This is a genomic window from Aquisalimonas sp. APHAB1-3 (assembly GCF_048323695.1).
Lineage (GTDB): Bacteria > Pseudomonadota > Gammaproteobacteria > Nitrococcales > Aquisalimonadaceae > Aquisalimonas.
In genome coordinates this window covers 87,215-108,338 of record NZ_JBLWFT010000011.1, presented here as the reverse complement: position 1 = coordinate 108,338, position 21,124 = coordinate 87,215, and the positions used below count along the sequence as shown (strand labels likewise).

Annotated in this window: 16 protein-coding genes and 2 tRNA genes; 14 read left to right on the top strand and 4 right to left on the bottom strand. The window is 65.5% G+C overall.

Annotated features, from left to right (window positions below; all coding sequences use genetic code 11):
* Positions 1 to 130: 130 nt before the first annotated feature.
* Together ACNSTU_RS14520 and ACNSTU_RS14515 are read right to left on the bottom strand one after the other, a co-directional pair.
* A complete protein-coding gene (locus ACNSTU_RS14520; protein WP_418212536.1) occupies positions 131 to 1,249 on the bottom strand; it encodes a tyrosine-type recombinase/integrase in 1,119 nt (372 codons plus the stop codon).
* A 156-nt stretch (positions 1,250 to 1,405) separates the two neighbouring features.
* Positions 1,406 to 1,480, bottom strand: a tRNA-Val gene (locus ACNSTU_RS14515).
* A 125-nt stretch (positions 1,481 to 1,605) separates the two neighbouring features.
* Between ACNSTU_RS14515 and gltX the strand changes: the two genes are divergently transcribed.
* Positions 1,606 to 3,018: a glutamate--tRNA ligase gene (gltX, locus tag ACNSTU_RS14510; RefSeq protein WP_418212535.1), complete on the top strand. Its 1,413-nt coding sequence runs from the start codon at positions 1,606 to 1,608 to the stop codon at positions 3,016 to 3,018.
* 43 nt (positions 3,019 to 3,061) lie between these two features.
* Positions 3,062 to 3,137: transfer RNA gene (locus ACNSTU_RS14505), tRNA-Ala, on the top strand.
* Between the two features lie 176 nt (positions 3,138 to 3,313).
* Here the strand turns inward: ACNSTU_RS14505 and ACNSTU_RS14500 are convergent.
* Positions 3,314 to 5,089, bottom strand: coding sequence for a hypothetical protein (locus tag ACNSTU_RS14500; RefSeq protein WP_290636804.1), 1,776 nt, complete (start codon positions 5,087 to 5,089; stop codon positions 3,314 to 3,316).
* A 321-nt stretch (positions 5,090 to 5,410) separates the two neighbouring features.
* Here ACNSTU_RS14500 and ACNSTU_RS14495 point away from each other — a divergent pair, with 321 nt between their 5' ends.
* The 7 genes from ACNSTU_RS14495 to groL all read left to right on the top strand — a co-directional run bounded on the left by ACNSTU_RS14495 (position 5,411) and on the right by groL (position 15,424).
* Positions 5,411 to 8,506 carry a hypothetical protein gene (locus tag ACNSTU_RS14495; protein ID WP_418212534.1) on the top strand — a complete coding sequence of 1,032 codons (3,096 nt, stop codon included), beginning with the start codon at positions 5,411 to 5,413 and terminating at the stop codon, positions 8,504 to 8,506.
* A gap of 44 nt (positions 8,507 to 8,550) precedes the next feature.
* The gene (locus ACNSTU_RS14490) at positions 8,551 to 9,204 is read left to right on the top strand and encodes a VTT domain-containing protein (protein WP_290633669.1); all 654 of its coding nucleotides are present in this window, start codon (positions 8,551 to 8,553) and stop codon (positions 9,202 to 9,204) included.
* 138 nt (positions 9,205 to 9,342) lie between these two features.
* Positions 9,343 to 9,795: a hypothetical protein gene (locus ACNSTU_RS14485; RefSeq protein ID WP_418212533.1), complete on the top strand. Its 453-nt coding sequence runs from the start codon at positions 9,343 to 9,345 to the stop codon at positions 9,793 to 9,795.
* Positions 9,785 to 12,205 carry a Lon protease family protein gene (locus ACNSTU_RS14480; RefSeq protein ID WP_290636806.1) on the top strand — a complete coding sequence of 807 codons (2,421 nt, stop codon included), beginning with the start codon at positions 9,785 to 9,787 and terminating at the stop codon, positions 12,203 to 12,205. Before ACNSTU_RS14485 ends, ACNSTU_RS14480 begins: the two co-directional genes overlap by 11 nt.
* Positions 12,189 to 13,088 carry a universal stress protein gene (locus tag ACNSTU_RS14475; RefSeq protein ID WP_290633671.1) on the top strand — a complete coding sequence of 300 codons (900 nt, stop codon included), beginning with the start codon at positions 12,189 to 12,191 and terminating at the stop codon, positions 13,086 to 13,088. The genes ACNSTU_RS14480 and ACNSTU_RS14475 overlap by 17 nt, the downstream gene beginning before the upstream one ends.
* 152 nt (positions 13,089 to 13,240) lie before the next feature.
* Entirely contained in the window at positions 13,241 to 13,747 is a 507-nt protein-coding gene (locus tag ACNSTU_RS14470; protein WP_290633672.1) for an Hsp20/alpha crystallin family protein, read from the top strand.
* Positions 13,748 to 13,804: 57 nt separating this feature from the next.
* Complete coding sequence (gene groL / locus ACNSTU_RS14465) at positions 13,805 to 15,424, top strand: chaperonin GroEL (protein WP_290633673.1); 1,620 nt, start codon at positions 13,805 to 13,807, stop codon at positions 15,422 to 15,424.
* A gap of 76 nt (positions 15,425 to 15,500) precedes the next feature.
* On the opposite strand, the gene ACNSTU_RS14460 is transcribed toward groL, so the two are convergent.
* Positions 15,501 to 15,950 carry a host attachment protein gene (locus tag ACNSTU_RS14460; protein WP_418212532.1) on the bottom strand — a complete coding sequence of 150 codons (450 nt, stop codon included), beginning with the start codon at positions 15,948 to 15,950 and terminating at the stop codon, positions 15,501 to 15,503.
* Positions 15,951 to 16,137: 187 nt separating this feature from the next.
* Here ACNSTU_RS14460 and ACNSTU_RS14455 point away from each other — a divergent pair, with 187 nt between their 5' ends.
* The 5 genes from ACNSTU_RS14455 to ACNSTU_RS14435 all read left to right on the top strand — a co-directional run bounded on the left by ACNSTU_RS14455 (position 16,138) and on the right by ACNSTU_RS14435 (position 21,092).
* Positions 16,138 to 18,012, top strand: a complete 1,875-nt coding sequence (locus ACNSTU_RS14455; RefSeq protein WP_418212531.1) for an adenosylcobalamin-dependent ribonucleoside-diphosphate reductase — start codon at positions 16,138 to 16,140, stop codon at positions 18,010 to 18,012.
* Positions 18,013 to 18,104: 92 nt separating this feature from the next.
* Positions 18,105 to 18,671 carry an HPF/RaiA family ribosome-associated protein gene (locus tag ACNSTU_RS14450; RefSeq protein ID WP_418212530.1) on the top strand — a complete coding sequence of 189 codons (567 nt, stop codon included), beginning with the start codon at positions 18,105 to 18,107 and terminating at the stop codon, positions 18,669 to 18,671.
* 35 nt (positions 18,672 to 18,706) lie between these two features.
* Complete coding sequence (locus ACNSTU_RS14445) at positions 18,707 to 19,174, top strand: CBS domain-containing protein (RefSeq protein ID WP_290633203.1); 468 nt, start codon at positions 18,707 to 18,709, stop codon at positions 19,172 to 19,174.
* Between the two features lie 44 nt (positions 19,175 to 19,218).
* Positions 19,219 to 19,656 carry an archease gene (locus tag ACNSTU_RS14440; protein WP_290633201.1) on the top strand — a complete coding sequence of 146 codons (438 nt, stop codon included), beginning with the start codon at positions 19,219 to 19,221 and terminating at the stop codon, positions 19,654 to 19,656.
* Between the two features lie 5 nt (positions 19,657 to 19,661).
* Entirely contained in the window at positions 19,662 to 21,092 is a 1,431-nt protein-coding gene (locus tag ACNSTU_RS14435; RefSeq protein WP_290637268.1) for an RtcB family protein, read from the top strand.
* Positions 21,093 to 21,124 lie beyond the last annotated feature (32 nt).

The window sequence follows — 21,124 nt, the reverse complement described above, 5'->3', positions numbered from 1 at the left end:
GTCACCCCATGAGCGGCTACCCCGGGAAAATGCCGACTACCCACACAGATCGCGAAGGAACCCGATTTTCCCCACCCTCCACAGGGAAGAGAGAGCCCTGGCGGCGGCGTGGCCCCCAGGGCCGGGTATGTCACTTACTTTCAAAGGCGCGCAGTTCCCTGATCAATAGATCGCGGCTGTTGTGCACGTAGCGTTTCAGGGACGTCAGACTCCGGTGGCCCGAGAACGTTGCCAACCGGTTCGGATCCCATCCCGTTTTGTCTGCCATGCGCGAGATCGCCTCGTGCCTGAGGTCATGGAAGGTGAGGTTCGTGAATAACGTTGGGTCAGGCTCTTCGCAATTGGCCTCACAGTCGGCACGGTACGTCTGGCGTGCCCGTGTGAGAATGCGGGGCCAGGCTTGTCGGATCGCTTCATTGGTATAGGGCGAGACGTGCTCCCCTGGGCTGGCTTCCCGTAGCCCTTTGAGCGTCTCCGAAGCCCGGCCGGTGAGCAGGATCTCGCGACCGTCCCCGTTCTTCGTGTCCTTTAAGAGGGCGTAGCCCTCGTCCTCAAATACATGTTGCCACTGTAGTCGCGTAATCTCGCTGCGACGCATTGCCGTCTCGATCGCGAGGATCAGGATCGCCTCCATGGACGTGTTACGAGCCGGGTGGTTGTGGTAGCCGCGTTGCTGTGCGGGGCGGGCGGCTCTCAGGAGGTATTCCTCTTCAGGGCCGCGAAGGCGGCGATCTCGGGCATCGTTGGATTTCGGTTTGCGAATCCGCTTGACCGGGTTTTCTCTCAGGTCGTATCCCCAGTCCTGGATGGCCGCTTCGATGACGCGGCTGAGGAGACCGAGTTCTTTATTCACCGTGCCGGGTTTGACCTCCTCCAGGCGGTCGTCGCGCCAGTCCGAGAGTTGGCCCCGGTGGAGTTCGGCCAGTGGCACACTGCGCAGGGGGTGGCGGCGAATCCACCGCTCCAGTCGGCCCGTATCAGACTCACCTCCCTTGAGGGTGGGGCAGATGTCCGTGATGTAGCGGCGACACGCCTCGGCCAGCGTAAATACGCCAGCGTCCTGTGGGTTGGCCTTCAGCTCCCGGCGGATCTCGCCTTCATGGTCGCGGAGCCAAGCCTTGGCCTCGCGTCGGGTGTCGAAGGTCCGTGCGTGTCTGTGACGCTTGCCGTCGTAGGGGTTCTTGACTTGGATCTGGGTCTGGTAAACGGCTTGGCCGTCCGGTCCTTTGCGCTTGATGATGGTTCCCATGGAACCCTCCCATATACAGGTGAATACAGAAGGGAAGGGATCCTCGATAACACCAAACGCAAAAAACCCTTCACCTTCAGGCCCTGCAAACGCCCTGCAAAGGTCCGTGAAGTGAAGGGTTTTCGGTCAGCGACGGCTTTAAGTCGTTGATTTGTATGGTGGGCGCGGCTGGGATTGAACCAGCGACCCCTGCCGTGTGAAGGCAGTGCTCTCCCGCTGAGCTACGCGCCCGATCGAGTTGCAAAATTCTAGGTGCAAGCTTGGAGGCTGTCAACGTCGCGGTGCCTCCGGAGGGCGGGCTTTGCTACCATACGCCACCTCAACTTACAGGTGACGGAGTATAAGGACCCGGCCGTATGACGCTGAAGACTCGTTTCGCCCCAAGCCCCACGGGCTATCTGCACATCGGCGGTGCGCGCACCGCGCTGTTCTCCTGGCTCTACGCCCGCAAGCACGGCGGCAGTTTCGTGCTGCGCGTCGAGGACACCGACCAGGAGCGCTCCACCCAGGAGTCGGTCAACGCGATTCTCGAGGGCATGACCTGGCTCGGCCTGGAGTACGACGAGGGGCCGTTCTATCAGACCCAGCGGTTCGACCGGTACCGGGAAGTGATCCAGCAGTTGCTGGACGAGGGCAAGGCGTACAAGTGCTACTGCTCGAAGGAGCGGCTTGATGCCCTGCGCGAGGAGCAGCAGAAGCGCAAGGAGAAGCCCCGCTACGACGGCAAGTGCCGTGATCTGCAGGAGCCGCCCGCGCCTGATACGTCGCACGTCATTCGCTTCCGTAACCCGGAGGAGGGTGCGGTGGTGGTGGACGACCGCGTGCACGGGCGCGTGGCGTTCAACAACAGCGAGCTTGATGATCTCATCATTGCCCGCACAGACGGTTCGCCCACCTACAACCTCACCGTGGTGGTGGACGACATGGACATGGGGATCACCCATGTCATCCGCGGCGACGATCACCTGAACAACACGCCGCGGCAGGTGAATATCCTCCAGGCGCTGGGTGTGCAGCCGCCGGTCTATGCGCACGTGCCCATGATCCTCGGTGAGGACGGCAAGCGGCTGTCGAAGCGTCACGGTGCGGTGGGCGTCATGAACTACCGCGACCAGGGCTACATGCCCGAGGCCGTTCTGAACTACCTGGTGCGGCTGGGCTGGTCCCATGGTGACCAGGAGGTATTCTCGCTGGATGAGATGGTGCAGCTCTTCGATATCGATTCCCTGAACGCGAAGGCGTCGGCGCTGAACGTCTCGAAGCTGGACTGGCTCAATCAGCACTACATGAAGACGCTGGAGCCTGCCCATGTGGCGCGGCACCTGAGTTGGCACATGGGGCAGCTTGGGATCGATCCGTCTGACGGGCCATCGCTGGACGCGGTGGTGGTTTCCCAGAGAGAGCGGGCCAAGACGCTGGAGGAGATGGCGCGCAACAGCGCGTTCTTCTACCGCATGCCTGAGGCCTACGACGAGAAGGCCGCGAAGAAGAACCTCAAGGATGAGACGCGTCCAGCGCTGGCTGCGCTGCGGGAGGCGCTGGCGGCCGTTGCCGAATGGGAGCGCGGTGCGCTGCACCAGACGGTGCAGGATGTGGCGGAGCGGTTGGAACTGAAGCTCGGCAAGGTGGCCCAGCCTTTGCGTGTGGCGCTGTCCGGCGGGCCGGTGTCGCCGCCCATCGACGAGACCCTGGAGTTGCTGGGGCGGGATGTCAGCCTTGCGCGAATCGACGCAGCGCTAGCGTTCATCGACTCACGGGAGGGCGTTTGACAAGGCAGGATCGGCTGCCTATCATACGCATCCTCGAAACATCGGGGCCATAGCTCAGCTGGGAGAGCGCCTGCATGGCATGCAGGAGGTCGGCGGTTCGATCCCGCCTGGCTCCACCATATTGAAGGACTTGAGGCTGCCACGGAAGGTGGCCTTGTCCAATTCTTCTGACCCTCCCCGCAATACTCCGAAGCAACCTTGACCGGGCCATCTCGAGTGCACGTCTGCCGCAGGCCGTGGACAGCGAGCTGAACCGCCGGGCGACTCGCATCGTCTGCCCGGCGGTCTGACGTCGTCAGAAGAACGGCACCGGCCGAGCCAGTCCCTCTGGTGTATCCGTGAGTCGGGTCAGCGAGTTCCCGTCCGTTCCGTCCAGGTAGAGCATGTCACGGTCCGAATCGGCAGTGGTCATGCCTGCGAGGGTACGGCTGTCGAAACCGCCCACCAGGTCGGTGCGGCTCAGGTCTGCCGGTGTATTGAACGTGACCTCCGTCCCCACGCGCGGGTCGTCCGCGGCGCGCGAGCGCAGTGCTCCGGCCTCCATATCGGCGAGGAGTACCCGCTGGGCTTCCCGGCCGGTGACGGAAATGTCGGGTGCCCACGTCTGGCCCCACCACTCGGCGTTCGGGATCCGGTACTCGCCGCTTCCCGACATGTGAATGGCCACGGCCTCCCTCTCGGCAAAGTCGGAGATGAAGATCCACCCCTCGGGTGCCCGCTCCGAGGCAATGGGAAAGCGGCGGTCGACCTGTACCGGGGGGAAGATCGTGCTGTCCTCGTTCTCCAGCGTGGTCAGCTCATTGACGCTGCTGTCGTTGAGGCCGAAGCTCCAGAGCTTGGCGACGTAGTTCTGGCCTGTCCCATCGCCCTCGTCGACAGTGGAAATCAGGGCGATGCGGTCGTCCGTGGCACCGACGATGCGGGTTGCGCCTGCCCACTCGCTAACCTCATGGATTTGGTCCGACTGGCCCGTTTCGCCGTCGATTCGAAGCAGCTGGCCCGTGTCGCTGGCAACCATGATTACGTCGTTGTCGACGCGGACGGCATGTTGAGCCCCGTCGAAGGACCCTACGGACCGGTTACCGCCGACCGAATCCCAGTCGTCCTCGCCGAACGTGTACGTGTAGATTAACCCGCCTAGGTTAACGATTTGCTTGCCGTTCGGGCCGACGCGCTCTACTACTTCAAAGTCTCTGGCGGGATGGTCAATTGTTCCGGAAGCAGTGCCGTCGGCGGTGAACCATTTCGTGATTTCACCAGGACCGTCGGGAACATCAGCAGAGATGAGAAATCCTTCGGCAGAGCCGTCGTCCCAGTCCTGAAAGGGGACGATGGAGTAGGTCTCCTCGGCGGGATGGTCGAACACTTCCCAGGGGGGTACGGTATCGTCGTCCCCCACGCGGACGACCTTCCACTCGCCCTCGCGCCAGGGTTCGGATGTTGCGTCACAGGTTTTGTTTCCGTCCGGGTCCTCGATCGCCGTCTGATACAGCAGTACCGCGTCCAGCGGCTCCTCGAAATCGGGCACCAGCGCCGCCCCGCAGACCACGCCCGCGTCTGTCTCGCTGGAGATTCGCTGCGGGTCGGGGTCGTTGCCCGTAGCGCTCGCGCGGTACAGGTGGCCGTCCGGGGTGTTGTAGACAACCAGCGGGTGGTGAACGTCGGTGAGTTCACCGTCCAGCCCGTCCGAGCCGACGTCCGCGGTATAGAGCCCAAGGGGCAGGTTGCGAGCATTGGGGTGATGGTTGGATGGGGAGCTCCCGCTGGAGGTGCGCCCGGACGCCTGGTAGTTGTTGGCGATCTCGTCGGCGACGATCACCTGATGATCCGGGCTGTCCGCATCCAGGGCAGACAGGGTCTTCGTCTCGCCACTGGTGGCGCCGGTGGTGAAGTACAGCAGGGACTCTGCGCCGCTGACGTCCCTGATCGGGTCTGTCACCGTGGGTGGTTCGGTGCTCCCGCCGTCATCACTATCGCTGCTACTGCTACTCCCGCTCCCGCCGAAGCAGCCCCCGAGTGCCACGGAAATCGCCGACAGAATGGCGGCCAGGTAAGCATTCTTTTGGTTCATTGCCGGACTCCTGTTGTCATCTTGCCCACCTTGGGTTCCCGCATCGTTGACGGTTCTGCTTACAGTCGCCTTACAGCAGTCTGTGGCATCAGGGAAACCAGGGGAGCCGTTCGGGTGCCCATCGTCCGCAGGCGCGATCTTCCGGTCGTCGGCCCGCCATCCCCCGTGGTACGTTCTCCTGAAAGGGCATCCAGAAAACTGCGCGGGACTTCAACGAGAACAATGACTTCAAGGCGCGAGCCGAGCAGTGCCGCACCGCTGTCGCAGACGGCAATATCACCGGCGCTTCCAGCCGAGCAGGTTGTGAATCGCCCGCGTGCAATGGCTGCGCTGAAAGCAGCCGGTGACGATGGCGTCGTCTGGCTGGCCGCGGCCGGTGGCTATGGCAAAACCACCCTGGCCCGTGACTTTGCGCGACGCAGGCGCCGATGCCTTGTGGAGTTGCCCGTCCCGGAGAGCGGGTGGACCACCGGGGAGCTTTTCCGTCTGCTGCGGGCGCGGACGCTCGCGGTGCTGGACGGCACGCCCGTGGAACTGCCTGTGTATACGCCTGCCCACTCAGGATCGCCGCTCGATTTCGGCAGACGCCTGGCCTGGAACCTGGGCGCAGCCATGGGCGATGCATTCGCATTGCTGATCGATGACCTGCATAACCTGGAACCGGGGGAAGCCGCCGACCTGCTGCCCATCATGCTCGAAGTACTCGCGGCGCAGGGGGTGCAGGTCATCGTCGCCAGCCGCAGCGAGCCCTCCGCGGCATGGGCTGGTGTGCGGGGTCGTGGCCGCCTGCATGTCCTGGATGAATCCGTGCTTGCGTTTACGACGGACGAGGTGGCCGCCCTGCTGGGGCGTGATGGCGCGGATGACCGGACCCTTGCCCTCCATGAGTGGACCGGTGGCTGGGCGGCCGGCCTGATGCTGGCCCTGGAACAATGGCGTCGGCACGGTGACGTCCTTCCGGAAGTCCGGCTGCAGGGGTCCCTGGACGACTGGTTTGCCACCGAGGTGACCAGACACATGGCGGCGGCTGATCTGGCATTGTTGCGCAGCTGTGCGGTGCCGGGCCGGTTTCCCATGGCCTGTGCGGCCGCGGGCTCCGGAACGGCGGATGCCGAGGAACGTCTGCACCGGCTGGTCAGCGAACACGCCTTCGTCGACCTGGAAGCAACGGTGGACGGGCCACAGGTGCGGCTGCACGACCTGTTCCGGGCGTTCCTGCGGCGGCAGCTGACCCGCGACCGTGGCGTTCCGGGCGTCCGCACGCTGGCCGCGCACTGGGGGCGCGTGCTCTGGGAGTGGGGAGACTGGACCACCGGTGCCCGCCTACTGGCTGACGCGCATGATCTGGAAATGCTGGCCACGGGCCTGAAGCATGCGGCCCCGGCCCTGATCCAGGACGGGCGACGGGAGAACCTGCTCGCCTGGCTGGAGGAGATCCCGGAGACGGCCCGGCAGGCGGATCCGGAGCTGATCCTCTGGGAAGGCGTTTGCCTGATCCTGCACGACTCCACACGGGCACGAACGCTATTGATGGATGCATGGGAAGGGTTGGAGCTGCGGCGGATGTATGACCGGATGGCCATTGCCTGGACCGGCATCATCGACAGTGCCTGGATGGAGAAACAGCACGTCGCGTTCTACGACTGCTGGATCGAAGCGTTCCACGGCCATGAGACCGCGTTCCGTGAACAGCTCCCGCAGGACCTCTGGTTCGCCGCTCTGCGGGGGATCGTGGCGGCCCTGGGGCATAGCCGCCCCCATGATCCTGTATTCGCGCGCTGGGAGCGTGAAGCACTCTCCACTCTGGCCGGCGAGATGCCCGATGACGAGCGTCTCATGCTCGCCGGCCAGCTCATGTTCGTCTACACCTGGCAGCTCGGCCGGCGCGCCGGCGCCGAGCGTGTCATGGGCTTGATGCGTGAGCATCCGCAGGCGCAGGAGCGGGCGTCGCCGTTGCCTCGCAGTGTCTGGCTGACATTCACCTCCCTTTACGCCCTGTTTTTCCAGGCGGATCGGGAAGCCTGCGAACGGGGTGCCCTGCAAGCCCGTGAGCTTATTCTCCAGTATGGGCTGCGTAGCTGGGAATGCGGTGTTCCGCCGTTGCAGGCCGCCCTGTGTTTCGAGGATTCCGGGCTGCTGCGGCAGTGGCTGCCGTGGTTCCAGCGTGGAGAATGCCGGGCCCACAAGGCCTTCTACGACACCTTTCATGCCCATTTCCTCGCCTGTGAGGCGTGGCTGAACGGGGATGCCCATGCCGCCGTCAGCCACAGCCGCGACAGCCTGGTGGCCGTGGAAGACCAGGGCGCGCCGGTGCTGTCGGCCGGGTTCCGGGCGGTGCTCGCGGGCTGTCTTGCGGACACCGGGTCACATGCCGAGGCCCTGCGCCAGGCTGCCGCGGCACGGCGGGCGAGAGTGGGCTTCCCCAGCGCGTTTCTGGACATGCTGTTGTACACCCCGCTGGCGCGGATCCCTCTGATGAGGGGGCAGCCGCATCGTGCCTTGCCCTATCTGCGGCGGCTGTTCGCCGCCGGTGCCCGGGAGTACCTGTTCTTCCCGTTTCTCATACGCCGCCGGGAGCTGTCGGCACTCTGTGGCCTGGCGCTCCAGGCCGGCATCGAGACCGACTACGTTCGCTGGCTGATTGCCAGGGCGGATCTTGCCCCGCCGCCGGACCCCGGGCTTCGCCTTGCCTGGCCCTGGCCGGTGCGGTTGCGTACCCTGGGCGGGCTGTGCGTGGAGCGCAGGGACTGTGAGTCCGCGACCCGGCCGTTCAGCAGCCAGGGGCAGGTTGCCCTCGTGTCGTCGCTGGTGGCGGCAGGGCCGAAGGGGCTGGATCGCGATACGCTGGCACGTCGCCTCTGGCCCGGCAGTCGCCGGGATCGCGCCATGAATAGCCTCAATGTGGCCTGCCATCGGCTGCGGGAACAACTCGGTGATCCCGGTGCCGTGGTGGCGGAAGGCGGCCGCATCGCCTTTGCCACTGGCCGGGTATGGGTGGACGCTTGGGAGGTGGTGGTGCTGGCACGCCAGTCCGAGGCGTGCGATCGCCACACCCTTGAGGAGGCCGTTGCCTGCTGCCAGGGCCCCCCGGAACTCGCCGGCGCTGACGAACTGGAGTCCGATTTTATCGCCACCGAAGTGGGCAATGCACACCAGGAGCTTGCGGAAACCCTGGCCGTTCGGCTCGAGCAAGAGGCCCCCCGTGAAGCGCTGCGTTTCTGCCTGGATGCGCTTGCCCAGACCAACCTTAATGAAACGCTCTGGGGTGTCGCTCTGCGATGCGCCGCCCGGGTTGGCCCCGGTGGGGCTCTGGAGCGCGTTGCCGGCCAGATGCACCAGGCGTTCTCCACCGTTCTGGATGAGCCACCGCCTGACGCCCTGCTAGGGGAGCTGGAGAATGCCCGGCGTCTCCTGTGAGATGATGATCGTCTGAACCAGCGTTTCCGGCACAGGAGTCCAGAGTGAGGCACAGCTTGGCCTGGCGTTCCATTCTCTTGGTTGTGCTGCTGGGTGTCGGCCTCGTGCTCGCCCTGTGGCAGCCCGTGTCACTGGAGACACTGGTGGCCACCGGCGAGGAGTACGCGCGCAAGCCCTGGGCCATGGTCGGGAGCGTCGTTCTGCTTGCGGTGTTCTTCGTCTTCGCCCTGCCGGGCAGCCTGGTGTTCTGGCTGATTGCGCCGTTTCACCCACCCGTTGTTGCCGTGCCCATGCTGTTGGCCGGTAGCCTGCCCGGCTGCCTGGGCGCCTACTGGGTCGCCTCGGCCCTTAGCACCCGGCTGCGCAATGCCCGCAGCGCCGCGGGTGTGATCGCGTTCATGCGCAAGCGCAGCGATATGCTCTCCCAGTGCGCCCTGCGCGTCCTGCCGGGCTTTCCCCATGCGGCGGTCAACTACGCCGCCGGTGTGCTGCGAGTTGGCCTGCCGGGGTTCGTGGTGGCCATCGTTATTGGTCTCGGCATTAAGTGGAGCCTGTATGCCACTGCCGTCTACGGTGCCATTGATGCCATTCGACGGGGTGAGGGCGTTGATGGCGGGACCATCATGCTGATGGGCGGGATTGCTGTCCTGATGGTCGTCGCGGCGTGGATGAAACGGCGGACAGCGGGATCACGATAAGCGCTGGGCGCCGACACGGCGCACTTGCATTATACGGGGATCCCCTCATCGCGGCCCCGGACGTCGCCACTATTCTTGGTTGGCACAAAACACACCTTAACAACCTAAGGACGTAAACGGGGACGCGAGGGGAGACGCATGCACAAACACACCCGGTTGCACGACCAATCCAGCCACGACTTCCTCCAGACAAGCGACACCCATGCCAGCGGCGGCGCAACATCCTTCGGACAGCGACGAGCTGCGGCCAATACGCCTGTTGCCGGATCCGTCGATGACTTGCTGACCCCCGCAGAGGTGCGTCGCCGGCATCGGGAAATCGTTCGGGCCTGCATTGCGCCACCTCGTGATGGCCAGGGTGGGTATCTGGTATGGGTTCATTTGATGCCGCCGGGTTCGCCTGCGCCTCTGTGGTGCCGTCTGACCCACGAGGACGGAGCGCCTTTGCGATTCCCGGATGCGCTCAAGGCCCATGAGAAGGCCATCGACTGCCACCTTCATCCTGCGCAGGTGACTGTCCGCTGGCCGCCGCGGCAAGCAACGCCGGATTCGCCGGCGTCGGTCGAGCCTCGGTCGGGTGATGGCTGGTAAGGGCGGGGTCACACCGCCCCAGCCCCTGCCTCCCGAGGCGCTCTACAGGATATGCGACCCGGCCGAACTCCAGTTCGACACCACGGCCGAGCTGGAGCTGGTTGAGCGGCCTCCAGGGCAGCAGCGCGCCCTGGATGCGATCAGCCTCGCGGCCAGTGTGCGTCGCCCCGGTTTCAACCTGTTTGTCATGGGGCCGCCCGGGGCGGATACCCTCGAAATCACACGCCGGTTCCTCAGCGGGGTGGCCAGGTCGGAGGCGCTGCCCTGGGACTGGTGCTACCTGCATAATTTCGAAGAACCGGACCGACCCCGCCTCCTGAAGCTTCCTCCGGGTCAGGGGCAGCAGTGGCGGGGGGATCTGGAGCGGCTCATCGACGACATGCGCACGTCCATACCGGCCACGTTCGAGAGCGAGGAGTATCAGAACCGCCTGCAGGAGCTGCAGCACCAACACAATCGGCGCCACCGGCAGGCCTTCGAACGCATGCAGCACGAGGCCGAGCGCAACAGCATTGCGCTTCTGAATACGCCCACCGGATTCGCGTTCGCTCCCATGAACGAGGGTGGTGAGGTCATCCCGCCGGATGCGTTCCAGCAGCTGCCGGAAGACGAGCGCAAGCGTTTCCAGCAGATCATCGAAAGCTTGCAGAATCAGCTGCAGGAGCTGTTTCAGCAGTTCCCGCAATGGCAGAAGGAGGCGCAGCAGGCCGTACGCCAGCTCAACGAGGAGATGACCCTCCTGGCGATCGGGCGCCCCATTGAGGAATTGCGCGAGCGCTACGGAGAGCTTCCCGTCGGCGTGGCCCACCTGGACGCGGTTCGCGACGACCTGGTGGGCAACTTCGAAGTGTTCCGCTCCGGGGAGCGAGAGCAGATCGAGCTGCTTCTGCACCGCTACCAGGCCAATCTGCTGGTGCATTCCGAGGCGGATGAGAGCGGCGCGCCAGTCATCTACGAGGACATGCCGACGCACCAGCGCCTCGTTGGGCGTATCGAGTATCTGGTTCACCACGGCGCCCTGATTACCGATTTCACACAGATTCGCCCGGGGGCGCTGCATCGCGCCAATGGCGGTTATCTGCTGGTGGATGTGCGCAAACTGCTGACGCAGGCGTTCGCCTGGGAGACCTTGAAGCGCACCCTGTTCGCCGCGGAGATACGGCCGGAGTCGCTGGAGAAGACCTACGGTTTCTGGACCACGGCGAGCCCGGAACCGGAGCCCGTGCCGCTGAATGTAAAAGTCATTCTCATTGGTGATCGGCTGCTGTATTACCTCCTCGCCGCCCACGACCCGGACTTCGCGGACCTGTTCAAGGTGGAGGCGGACCTGGAGGATGATCTGCCCGCAAATGCGGAGGCGCGGCAACTCTATGCACGGATGGTCGCAACGATTGTGGCTCGCGAGGCCCTGCACCCCCTGGACCGCGCCGCCGTGGCTCGTGTCATCGAGCATGCCGGGCGCATGGCAGCGGACAGTGAACGCCTGTCCGCCCGAGGGCGTGAGCTGGCGGACCTGATGGCCGAGGCAAGCCATTACGCCGAGCGAGACGCCGCCGCATGCGTGGGTGTCCATCATATCGAGAAGACCCTGCAGGCGCAGGAGTATCGGGCGTCGAGGGTGCGTGAGCGCAGCCGCGACATGGTGCGCCGGGGCATCCAGATGATTGCCACCGAAGGAGACCAGGTCGGTTCCATCAACGGCCTCTCCGTGCTGCAACTCGGTGACTATGCGTTCGGCCAGCCTACCCGCATCACAGCAACGGCGCGGCCGGGCCGGGGCCAGCTGGTGGATATCGAGCGTGAGGCAAAGCTCGGTGGGCGGGTCCACTCCAAGGGTGTGATGATTCTGGCGCGATTCCTCGGCAGCCGCTACGCACCGGACAGCGAGCTCTCCCTGTCGGCGAGCCTGGCCTTTGAGCAATCGTACGGGCGCATTGACGGAGACAGCGCCTCGGTTGCCGAGCTTTGTGCCCTTATCTCGGCGATCAGTCGTGTGCCCCTGCGCCAGGGAATCGCCGTCACAGGCTCCGTCAATCAGCACGGTGAGGTCCAGGCCGTGGGTGGTGTCAACGAAAAGGTGGAGGGCTTCTTCGAGGTCTGCCGAACGGCGGGTCTGGACGGCACCCAGGCCGTCGCGCTCCCGGCTGCCAACGTGCCCCACCTGATGCTGCATCGGGACGTCCGCGACGCCGTGGCTGCCGGCCGCTTCCAGCTGTATCCGCTCAAGCATGTGGACGATGCCCTGGCTTTGTCGACCGGCATGGATCCGGGCGCGCGGTTGGAGGACGGTGCCTGGCCCGAGGAGAGCCTGAATCGTGCCGTGGCCGATCGACTCGCGGCGTTTGCCGTCGTGCATCAGCGGCGAAGCCGGTCGGAGGAGGAGCCTGCGGGTGATGACAGGGCCGGATGACCGCGAGAGCAGGGGGGGGCAGCCCGATTCCAGTGGTCTGGTTGTCGGGCAGGTGGGCGTCCGCCGCGTGGTGGTCCTGCTGGACGCCTCCAGGGGAAGTCTGGCGGCGCTGGATGCCGCGGCGGCGTTCGCCAGGGCGAGCCGGGTAGAGTTCGTGGGCTGGTTCGTGGCGGAGGACGCGCTGGTCCACTGCGCCGGTTACCCCTGGGCGCGGGAAGTGGGGGCCTCCGGCGCCGTGCGGCCGATGCAGCCGGGAGAGGTGGAACAGCGCCTGCGCGACCGCGCAGAGGCGATGCGCCTTGATCTCGAGCGCATCGCGCGAGCGCACGGGCTGCAGGCAAGGTTGCAGGTCTACCGGGGGCGGGTCATCCAGACCGTTCTGCGAGAATCCACGCGGCACGATTTTCTCGTGCTGGGCAAGGTGGGGTATGGCCGTGCGTTGGGGCTGCGGGTGGGCTCAACGGCGAGAGAGCTGATGGCCCGCGCCCCGGGGCCTGTCATGATCTACGAGCCTCCTGTCAGGTCCGCCTCGCCTGCGGTGGTCGCCGTTGTGGTGCCAGCCGGTGAGGAAGGGCTCCGTGCGCTGGAGGCCGCGGTGGCCATGACCCGTGAGAACGGGGCGTCGCTGGCGGTCCTGTTGCCACGGGAGGGCGTCGGCGGTGGCGTCCAGCGCGAACACGCCGTGCGCACATTGCTGCAGGAGACGGATATTCTTGCCCGGGTGCAGAGTATCCGCAGTGTCACTGCGGACAGCATCCTGCAGGTGCTCCGGGAAGAGTCGGCACAGCGGCTGGTCATTCCCCGCCAGTGGGGGCTTCAGGCCTCCCGTGAACCGGCCGACCTGGTGGAGGATGCAATGATGCCGGTGGTGGTTGTCCCGTGAGCAACGCACCCGGTCAGGCTTTCCGTACGCTGTTCCCCGCTCCCTATGACGCGCGTCAATGACCCTGCCGTTCCTGCGGTGATATCAAGGATCGAGGGCATGCCGGCGTCGCCGGTCTGCTGCACAGGGAACAAACACGAGGAGGTCCGGTGATGGTTCAGGAGAAGGGTCTGCGCAAAGGTCAGGAGGAGACTCCGTCGGGCGTCACGAAACCAGGCAACAAGTGGCCGTCATTGTTCGACGACTACGATCGCTGGTTTGACGATCTGTTGCCGCGGCGCTGGTGGTCGGGGTTGCCGGAGCAGTCGTTGCGCGGCCGTTGGCCGCAACGCCACCCAGGTATGCCGAAAGTGGATGTGGTCGATCAGGACAAGCAGCTTGTTGTTCGCGCCGAGATCCCTGGCGTTGACCGGGAGAACCTCGACGTGTCGGTTGCGGACAACCTGGTGACGATCCGCGGTCGTTCACACCACGAGGAAACCAAGGAAGAGGGCGTGTACTTCCGCCGGGAGATCAGCCATGGCGAGTTCGAGCGCACGGTTGCATTGCCGAGCGAGGTCGATGCCGACAAGGCCAGGGCGCGGTTCGAGAACGGCATCCTCGAGCTGACGCTGCCGAAAGTGAACGAGGTCCGACGCCGCCAGATCAAGGTGGAATAGGGTGGCGGAATCCTGCGCCGCGCCGGCTGTGGCCCGCCGGCCACCGGGAGCGAATCCATGACTGCGAAACGTGTTCTCTTCCGGTCGGCCGCGCGCGAGAAGGTGCTGTCCGGCGCGACGCAGTTGACGGATGCCGTGCGCGTGACGCTGGGACCGAAGTCAAAGGCGGTGCTGATCCAGAAGCGCTGGGGGGAGCCGCTGGTCTGCGACGACGGGGTCACCATTGCCAGGGAACTGGAGCTCGAGGATCCGGAAGAGAACCTCGGCGTCCAGGTGCTGCGCCAGGCTGCGGAGAAGACGGGAGACCTGGTCGGTGACGGCACCAGTACCGCCACCGTCCTTGCGCACGCGATTTTCTCGGAAGGGCTGCGCAACGTGGTGGCCGGTGCCAGTGCCATCGATCTCAAGCGCGGCCTGGAGCGGGGCCTGCGGGCGGCAATTGACGATCTGGCCAGCCGCTCCAGGAAACTGTCCACGCGGGCCGAGAGGGCGCAGGTCGCCACCCTGTCCGCCCACGGCAACAAGGAGATCGGAGAGCTGGTGGCGGAAGCCATCGAGAAGGTCGGCGAGGATGGCGTCATCACTGTTGAGGAGTCCCGGACCACCGAGACCGTGCTGGAAGTGGTCGAGGGGTTGCGTTTTGACCGCGGGTACATCTCCCCCTATTTCGTCACCGAGCCGACGCGCATGGAGGCCATTCTCGAGGAATCCTCCATCTTCCTGACCGATCGCAAGCTGTCCAACCCGAAAGAGCTGGTGCCGTTGCTCGAGCAGGTGGCGGAGGCGGGGTGTCCGGTACTTGTGATCGCCGACGACGTGGCCGGCGAGGCATTGGCGACGCTTATCGTCAATCACCTGCGTGGCATTCTGCATTGCGTGGCAGTCAAGGCTCCCGGGTTCGGTGACCGCCGCAGGGCCATGCTCGGGGATCTGGCGGCAGTCACCGGGGCGACGGTGGTCTCGGACGAGCTGGGCCAGCGGCTGCAGGAACTGTCGCTGTCGCAACTGGGGCGTGCCGCCCGCGTGGTGGTCGACTCCGCGAATACCACCATCATCGGCGGCGGCGGGAGTGCGGACGCCATTCAGGGGCGCGTACAGCAGATACGCCGCGAGCTGGATAAGAGTACCAGTGACTACGACCGGGAGAAGCTGGAAGAGCGAATCGCGCGGCTGAGCGGTGGCGTTGCCGTCATACGCGCCGGTGCGCCTTCCGAGACGGAAATGAAGTCCCGCAAGGAAGCGCTGGACGACGCCATCAGTGCCACCAAGGCGGCGGTCGCCGAAGGCATCGTCGCCGGTGGTGGGCTTGCCCTGGTGCGATGCACGCCGGCGATCAGTGCGGAAGCCGAGCGTACCGAGGGGGACGAGCGCACCGGGCTGCGCATCCTGCAGCACGCCCTCCAGGCGCCCGCCCGGCAGATCGCGGAAAACTCGGCGGTGGACGGGGGCGTGGTGATCGAGCGAATGCTTGCCAGTGATGGCAACCTCGGGCTGGATGCCGCCACCGGACGCTATCTGGATCTGATGGAGGCCGGTATCGTCGACCCGACCAAGGTCGTTCGGGTTGCTCTGGAGAACGCCGTCTCCGCGGCGAGTGTGCTGCTTCTTACCGAGGCCACGATGACCGAGATCGTGGCCCGGCCGGACCACGATCGAGATACCGATCTTCCGGTCTGATTCGGCGGCGGGCAGGGTAACGGGTCGCGGTGCTCCCCTGGCCGAATCAGGACGCCATAGAGTCCGCTGTACCGGGCTACCGTGATCTGCCCCAGGCGCTGCCGATGTGTTCGCGGATCGCTCTGGAGTTCTCCTGGGTTAGGTTCTTGTTCTCGGCGAGGATCACGCTCCGGGCTACAGTGGGCGGAAGATGCTCGCGTAACTGGGCCAGGAACCGCGGAGGGGCAATCAGAACCAGCTGCGTGAAGGCGCCTTCATGGTGTGCCGACGTAACGCGCCGACTGATCTCCGTGGCAAAACGCGTCGCGGCCGTCTCTTTGGGTGAGTGCTGTTTGCTCATGCCGTGGCGTCCTTCACCCATCGTGTCGAAGCTTCGCCCTGGCCGGTCCGCGTTGATATCCTGGTCGTGCAGGCGTCCCTCCGGGTGGACGATGTTGTCCACCTCTTCCAGCGCGCTCCAGCGTCCTTCCATGGAGAACAGCCGCGCGCGGGACTGATCAGCAACCACTACCCAGATCGTATCCATTGGCCCGCTCCTCCCCTCCGAGATCCCACCAATCTACGCCGCTTTGCGGCCCTGGGTGTTGACGGAAGTCAATGCCGGGGCGCGGGCAGAGACTACGCTCAAGCCAATGACAGCCGAACAGGCCGGATCAGGACGACCGCCGGGATCGACAGGCTGCCACTAACCGGCCGACGGACAGGTGCCGCAAATGGTGACCAGCGCTTGGTTCGACACCGATATAGCGCGCTACATCTGGGCGAGCAAGTACCGTTATCGACCCGCCGGGCGGCCTGCCGAAGCAGACATCGAAGCCAGCTGGGATCGCATCGCCGCGGCGTTGGCGGCCCCCGAGGCCGATGCCGGCTACTGGAGCACGTGTTTTCTGCAGGCCCTCCGGGGATTCCGGTTTCTTCCCGGTGGGCGCATTCAGGCGGGTGCCGGCACCGATTACGACGTGACCCTGTTCAACTGCTTCGTCATGGGCGTCATCGAGGACGACCTGGAGCGGATATTCGACCACCTCAAGGAAGCGGCACTGACCATGCAACGCGGCGGCGGCATCGGCTGCGACTTCTCCACCCTGCGCCCGGCGGGGAGCGTTGCCCCTGGCAGTGGCGCCATTGCGTCGGGGCCCGTGTCGTTCATGCGGATCTGGGACAGCATGTGCGCCACCATCCAGTCCACCGGTGCGCGGCGTGGCGCGATGATGGCGACGCTGCGTTGCGATCATCCTGATATCGAGACCTTTATCGACGCCAAGAGTGAGGCCGGGGTACTGACCCGGTTCAACCTCTCCGTGCAGATCACGGACGCGTTCATGGAAGCGGTCCAGAACAACGCTGACTGGGCCCTGGTATTCCCCGCGGATGCCCGGCACACCCCGGATGACGGGGAATGCGTTGACAGGCAGTGGACCGGGCACCAACACCCGGTGCGTTGCCGCGTTCTGCGCCGGGTTTCAGCCCGCGCACTGTGGGAGCGTCTCATGCGCGCCACCTACAAGCATGCCGAACCGGGTGTGCTCTTCGTGGACACGGTGAACCACTGGAACAACCTCGGCAACCGTGAGCACATCACCGCCACCAACCCCTGCGGGGAGATTCCGCTACCGCCCTACGGTGCCTGTGATCTTGGTTCGGTCAATCTCACCCGCTTCGTGCGGGCACCGTTCACCGGGCATGCGCAGATGGACTGGAAGGGGCTGGAAACCATCGCCGCGACGGCGACCCGGATGCTGGACAACGTTATCGACGTGTCCCGGTTCCCGCTGCCGCAACAGGCCGAGCGTGCCCGGGGGGACCGGCGAATTGGTCTGGGCATCACAGGGCTGGGTGATGCGCTCATCATGCTGGGCCTGCACTATGCCGGCGACAAGGCCAGAAGAACCGCGGCCAGGATGATGCAAACCATCTGCCTGAGCGCCTATCGCACATCTGTGGAGCTCGCCCGCGTCAAGGGGCCCTTCCCCCGGTTCGAGGCACGGGCCTATCTGGAGCGTCCGTTCGTGCGGGGGCTGCCTGCCGACATCCGTGCCGGGATTGCCCGCCACGGCATGCGCAATAGCCATCTCACAGCCATTGCGCCCGGCGGTTCCATCAGCCTGCTGGCCGGCAATATCTCCAGCGGCGTGGAGCCCGTCCATCAGTTCCGGCAGCGGCGCTGGGTGCTGGACGCGGCCGCGCGCCGGCGTGCCTTCTACCTGACGGACTACGCCCACCGCCTCTGGCGCCAGCGCTACCCCGACGCTACGCCGCCGGCATACTTCGTGGATGCGCTGCAGGTGAAGCCGCTGGCCCAGCTCGCCATGGCGGCGGCGCTGCAGCCATGGGTGGACAACGCCATCTCCAAGACTATCAACCTGCCCGAGGCGTACTCTTTCGCTGCCTTCCGGGATCTGTATCAGCGGGCCCATGCACTGGGCCTGAAGGGTTGCACGACCTACCGGCGCAATCCGGTCACTGGTGCGGTGCTGACCCCTTGGGGCCAAGCGGCAGCGTGCCGGTCTTTCGATACGGGGATCCCCTCATCGCCGGGTTTGGCTTCCCCACTATCCTTGGTGACACACGGCGCGCTCCAGGCCTGAGAGAAGCCCTTCGACGATCATCTCGCCCCCCGGAGATGACTCTCGGTTGGCCGCCGCAGTTGACAACATTGCATCGACCGGGAAACGGACACTTGCAGAAACCAGTACAGATTACGTTCCGCAACATGGACAGTTCACCGGCGCTGGAGGCCCGGATTCGACGGCGTGTGGGCAAGCTGGAACGCCATTTCGAGCCAATCATGAGCTGTCAGGTGGCGGTGGAGGCCCGCCACCGGCATCATCACCGGGGCAACGTCTATCACGTGCGGATTGCGGTGACAGTGCCGGGTGCGGAACTGGTTGCCAGTCGTGACCCGGAACGGGATCACGCCCATGAAGACCCATACGTGGCCTTCCGGGACGCGTTGCGCGCGCTCATTCGGCAGCTGGAGGACCACGCGCGGCGGGTACGCCAGGACGTCAAGCATCACGAACCAGCACCGGTCGGCCGTGTCCGCGAAATCGACCACGGCGCCGGGCGCGGGATCATTGAAACCGCCGACGGGCGGGAGATTGCGTTCTGGCGCAACAGCGTGGTGGATCAGGCGTTCGAGCATCTCAGCACGGGGGACCGCGTTCGCTTCGCGGAAGCGGTTGGTGACGAGGGCCCGGTCGCGAGCACGGTTTACCGTCTCGGCAAGCAGTATCCGCCGGACTGACGCTCCAGTCCGTCTGACGATGGAGGTCACAGGCAATGAACGTGGGGTATCACTGCAACCGAAACGTCGTCATCGTGACGGGCGATGAGACGGCTACCACGGCGGCCGTGCTCATGCGTCGCCACCACGTGGGCACCGTAGTCGTGGTGGAGAAGCGGGAGGACCAGTCCCACCCCGTCGGGATCGTCACCGATCGTGACCTCGTGGTCGAGATCATGGCGACAGAACTCGATCCCGACGCCATTACCGTGGGTGACCTGATCACCGATCCACCGGTCCTGGCTCGCGAGGGCGACAGTCTGTTCGATACCCTCGAGGAGATGCAGCGCAAGGGTGTGCGCCGTGTCCCGGTGGTCAGTGGCAGCGGGGTGCTCGTGGGGATCATCACGGCAGATGACGTGATCGGCCTGCTGGCGGAGCTGCTCGATGATCTGGCAGCGATGGTCGAACGGCAGCGCGATCTCGAGTTTCGCCGTCGGCCCTCGCGCCCGGGCGTGGACTGATCACGGGACCCGACGCCATGGCCAGTTGCACCGGCAGGGATCCCGTGACGCCTGGTAGCGCGATCCGGGCGCATTGGGAGCACTTTCATCATGACGCCGATATCGGTATCCGTGGTGTCGGGCCGGACCTGGCCTCCGCTTTTCAGCAGGCAGCCATTGCCATGACGGCGGTGATCTGCGAGCCCTCCCGAGTGCGTCCCGTGACCGAGGTGACGTTGGCCTGCGAGGGACCCGACGAGGAGTTCCTGCTGATCAACTGGATCGACTCGCTGGTCTACGCCATGGCGACCCGCCGCATGCTGTTCTCCGGGTTTGACGTCGTGATTGACCATCTGCGGCTGACCGCCCGGGTGTGGGGCGAGCCCATCGATATCGCCCGCCACCAGCCGGCGGTGGAGATCAAGGGTGCCACGCTGACCGGCCTGCGCGTCTGCCGCGATGACGCCGGGGCCTGCGTGGCCGAATGCGTGGTGGATGTCTGAGTATCATGGATACCAATCGACTGATCCGTAAGGGCCCGTGGGAGTGGCACATTGCACCGGAAGGGGGCATGTACGTCCCGGGCGTGCTCTACGCCGACGCGGCGCTGGTGGGAGGCATGGATGACAAGGTCTTCGAACAGGTCACCAACGTTGCCCGCCTGCCCGGCATCGTCAAGGCCTCTTACGCCATGCCCGATGCGCACTGGGGCTATGGCTTTCCCATCGGCGGCGTGGCCGCGTTCGATCCCGAACTGGGCGGGGTGGTCTCCGCAGGCGGTGTGGGGTTCGACATCTCCTGCGGCGTGCGAACGCTGCTGACCGGTGTGGATAGCGAGCAGGTCGAGGCGCACAAGGCGGAACTGGCCGATGCCCTGTTCGCGGCGATTCCGGCCGGCCTGGGTAGCCGCGGCGAGATCCGGCTCGACGAGAACGCCATGGATGCGATGCTGTCCGGTGGCGCCGACTGGGCGGTGCGTTGCGGCTGGGGCGAGGAGAGGGATCTGGAGCGCATCGAGGAACGCGGCATGATGGCCGGAGCGGTGCCTGCCTTCATTTCCGCGGAGGCACGCAAGCGGCAACGCGCCGAAATGGGGACGCTGGGTTCCGGAAACCACTATCTGGAAGTGCAGAGGGTCGCGGAGATCCTTGACGAACCGACGGCCGCGGCCTTCGGCCTGGTCCGGGACGAGGTTGTCATCAGCATCCATTGCGGCTCACGCGGCCTCGGGCACCAGGTCGGCGGCGAGTTTCTCAAGCGCATGGCGCTGGCTGCCCACGAGTACGGCATCTCCCTGCCCGAGCGGGAGCTTGCCTGCGCGCCCATCAACTCCGATCTGGGGCGGGAGTATCTGGGAGCAATGCGGGCGGCCATCAACTGTGCCCTGGCCAACCGCCAGATCATCACCCACCTGACGCGCGAGGTCTGTGCCGGGGTCCTGCCGGCGGCGCGCCTCACGCTGCTGTATGACGTCTCGCACAATACCTGCAAGGAAGAGGTCCACGAGATCGACGGGCAACGCCGCCGCTTGTTCGTCCATCGCAAGGGTGCCACGCGCGCTTTCGGGCCTGGCCATCCAGAGCTCCCCGGTGCGTACTCCGGTACCGGGCAGCCCGTGCTCATCGGCGGGTCCATGGGAACCGCAAGCTACGTGCTCGCCGGCATGTCGACCAGCGAGTCTCTGGCTTTTTCCTCTGCCTGTCATGGCGCAGGTCGGGCCATGAGCCGGCGCCAGGCCACGCGTCACTGGCAGGGGCGGCAGCTCATCGACGACCTGGCCGCGCGCGGGATTGTCATCCGCAGCCCGAGCCCGCGCGGTGTGGCGGAAGAAGCCCCCGGCGCCTACAAGGACGTGAGCGCCGTGGTCGACGCCGCCGAAGGCGCCGGCCTGGCGCGCAAGGTCGCGCGACTGGTGCCGATGGTGTGCATCAAGGGGTGATCCGGCGGAACCGCACCAGGCAGGGCCACGAG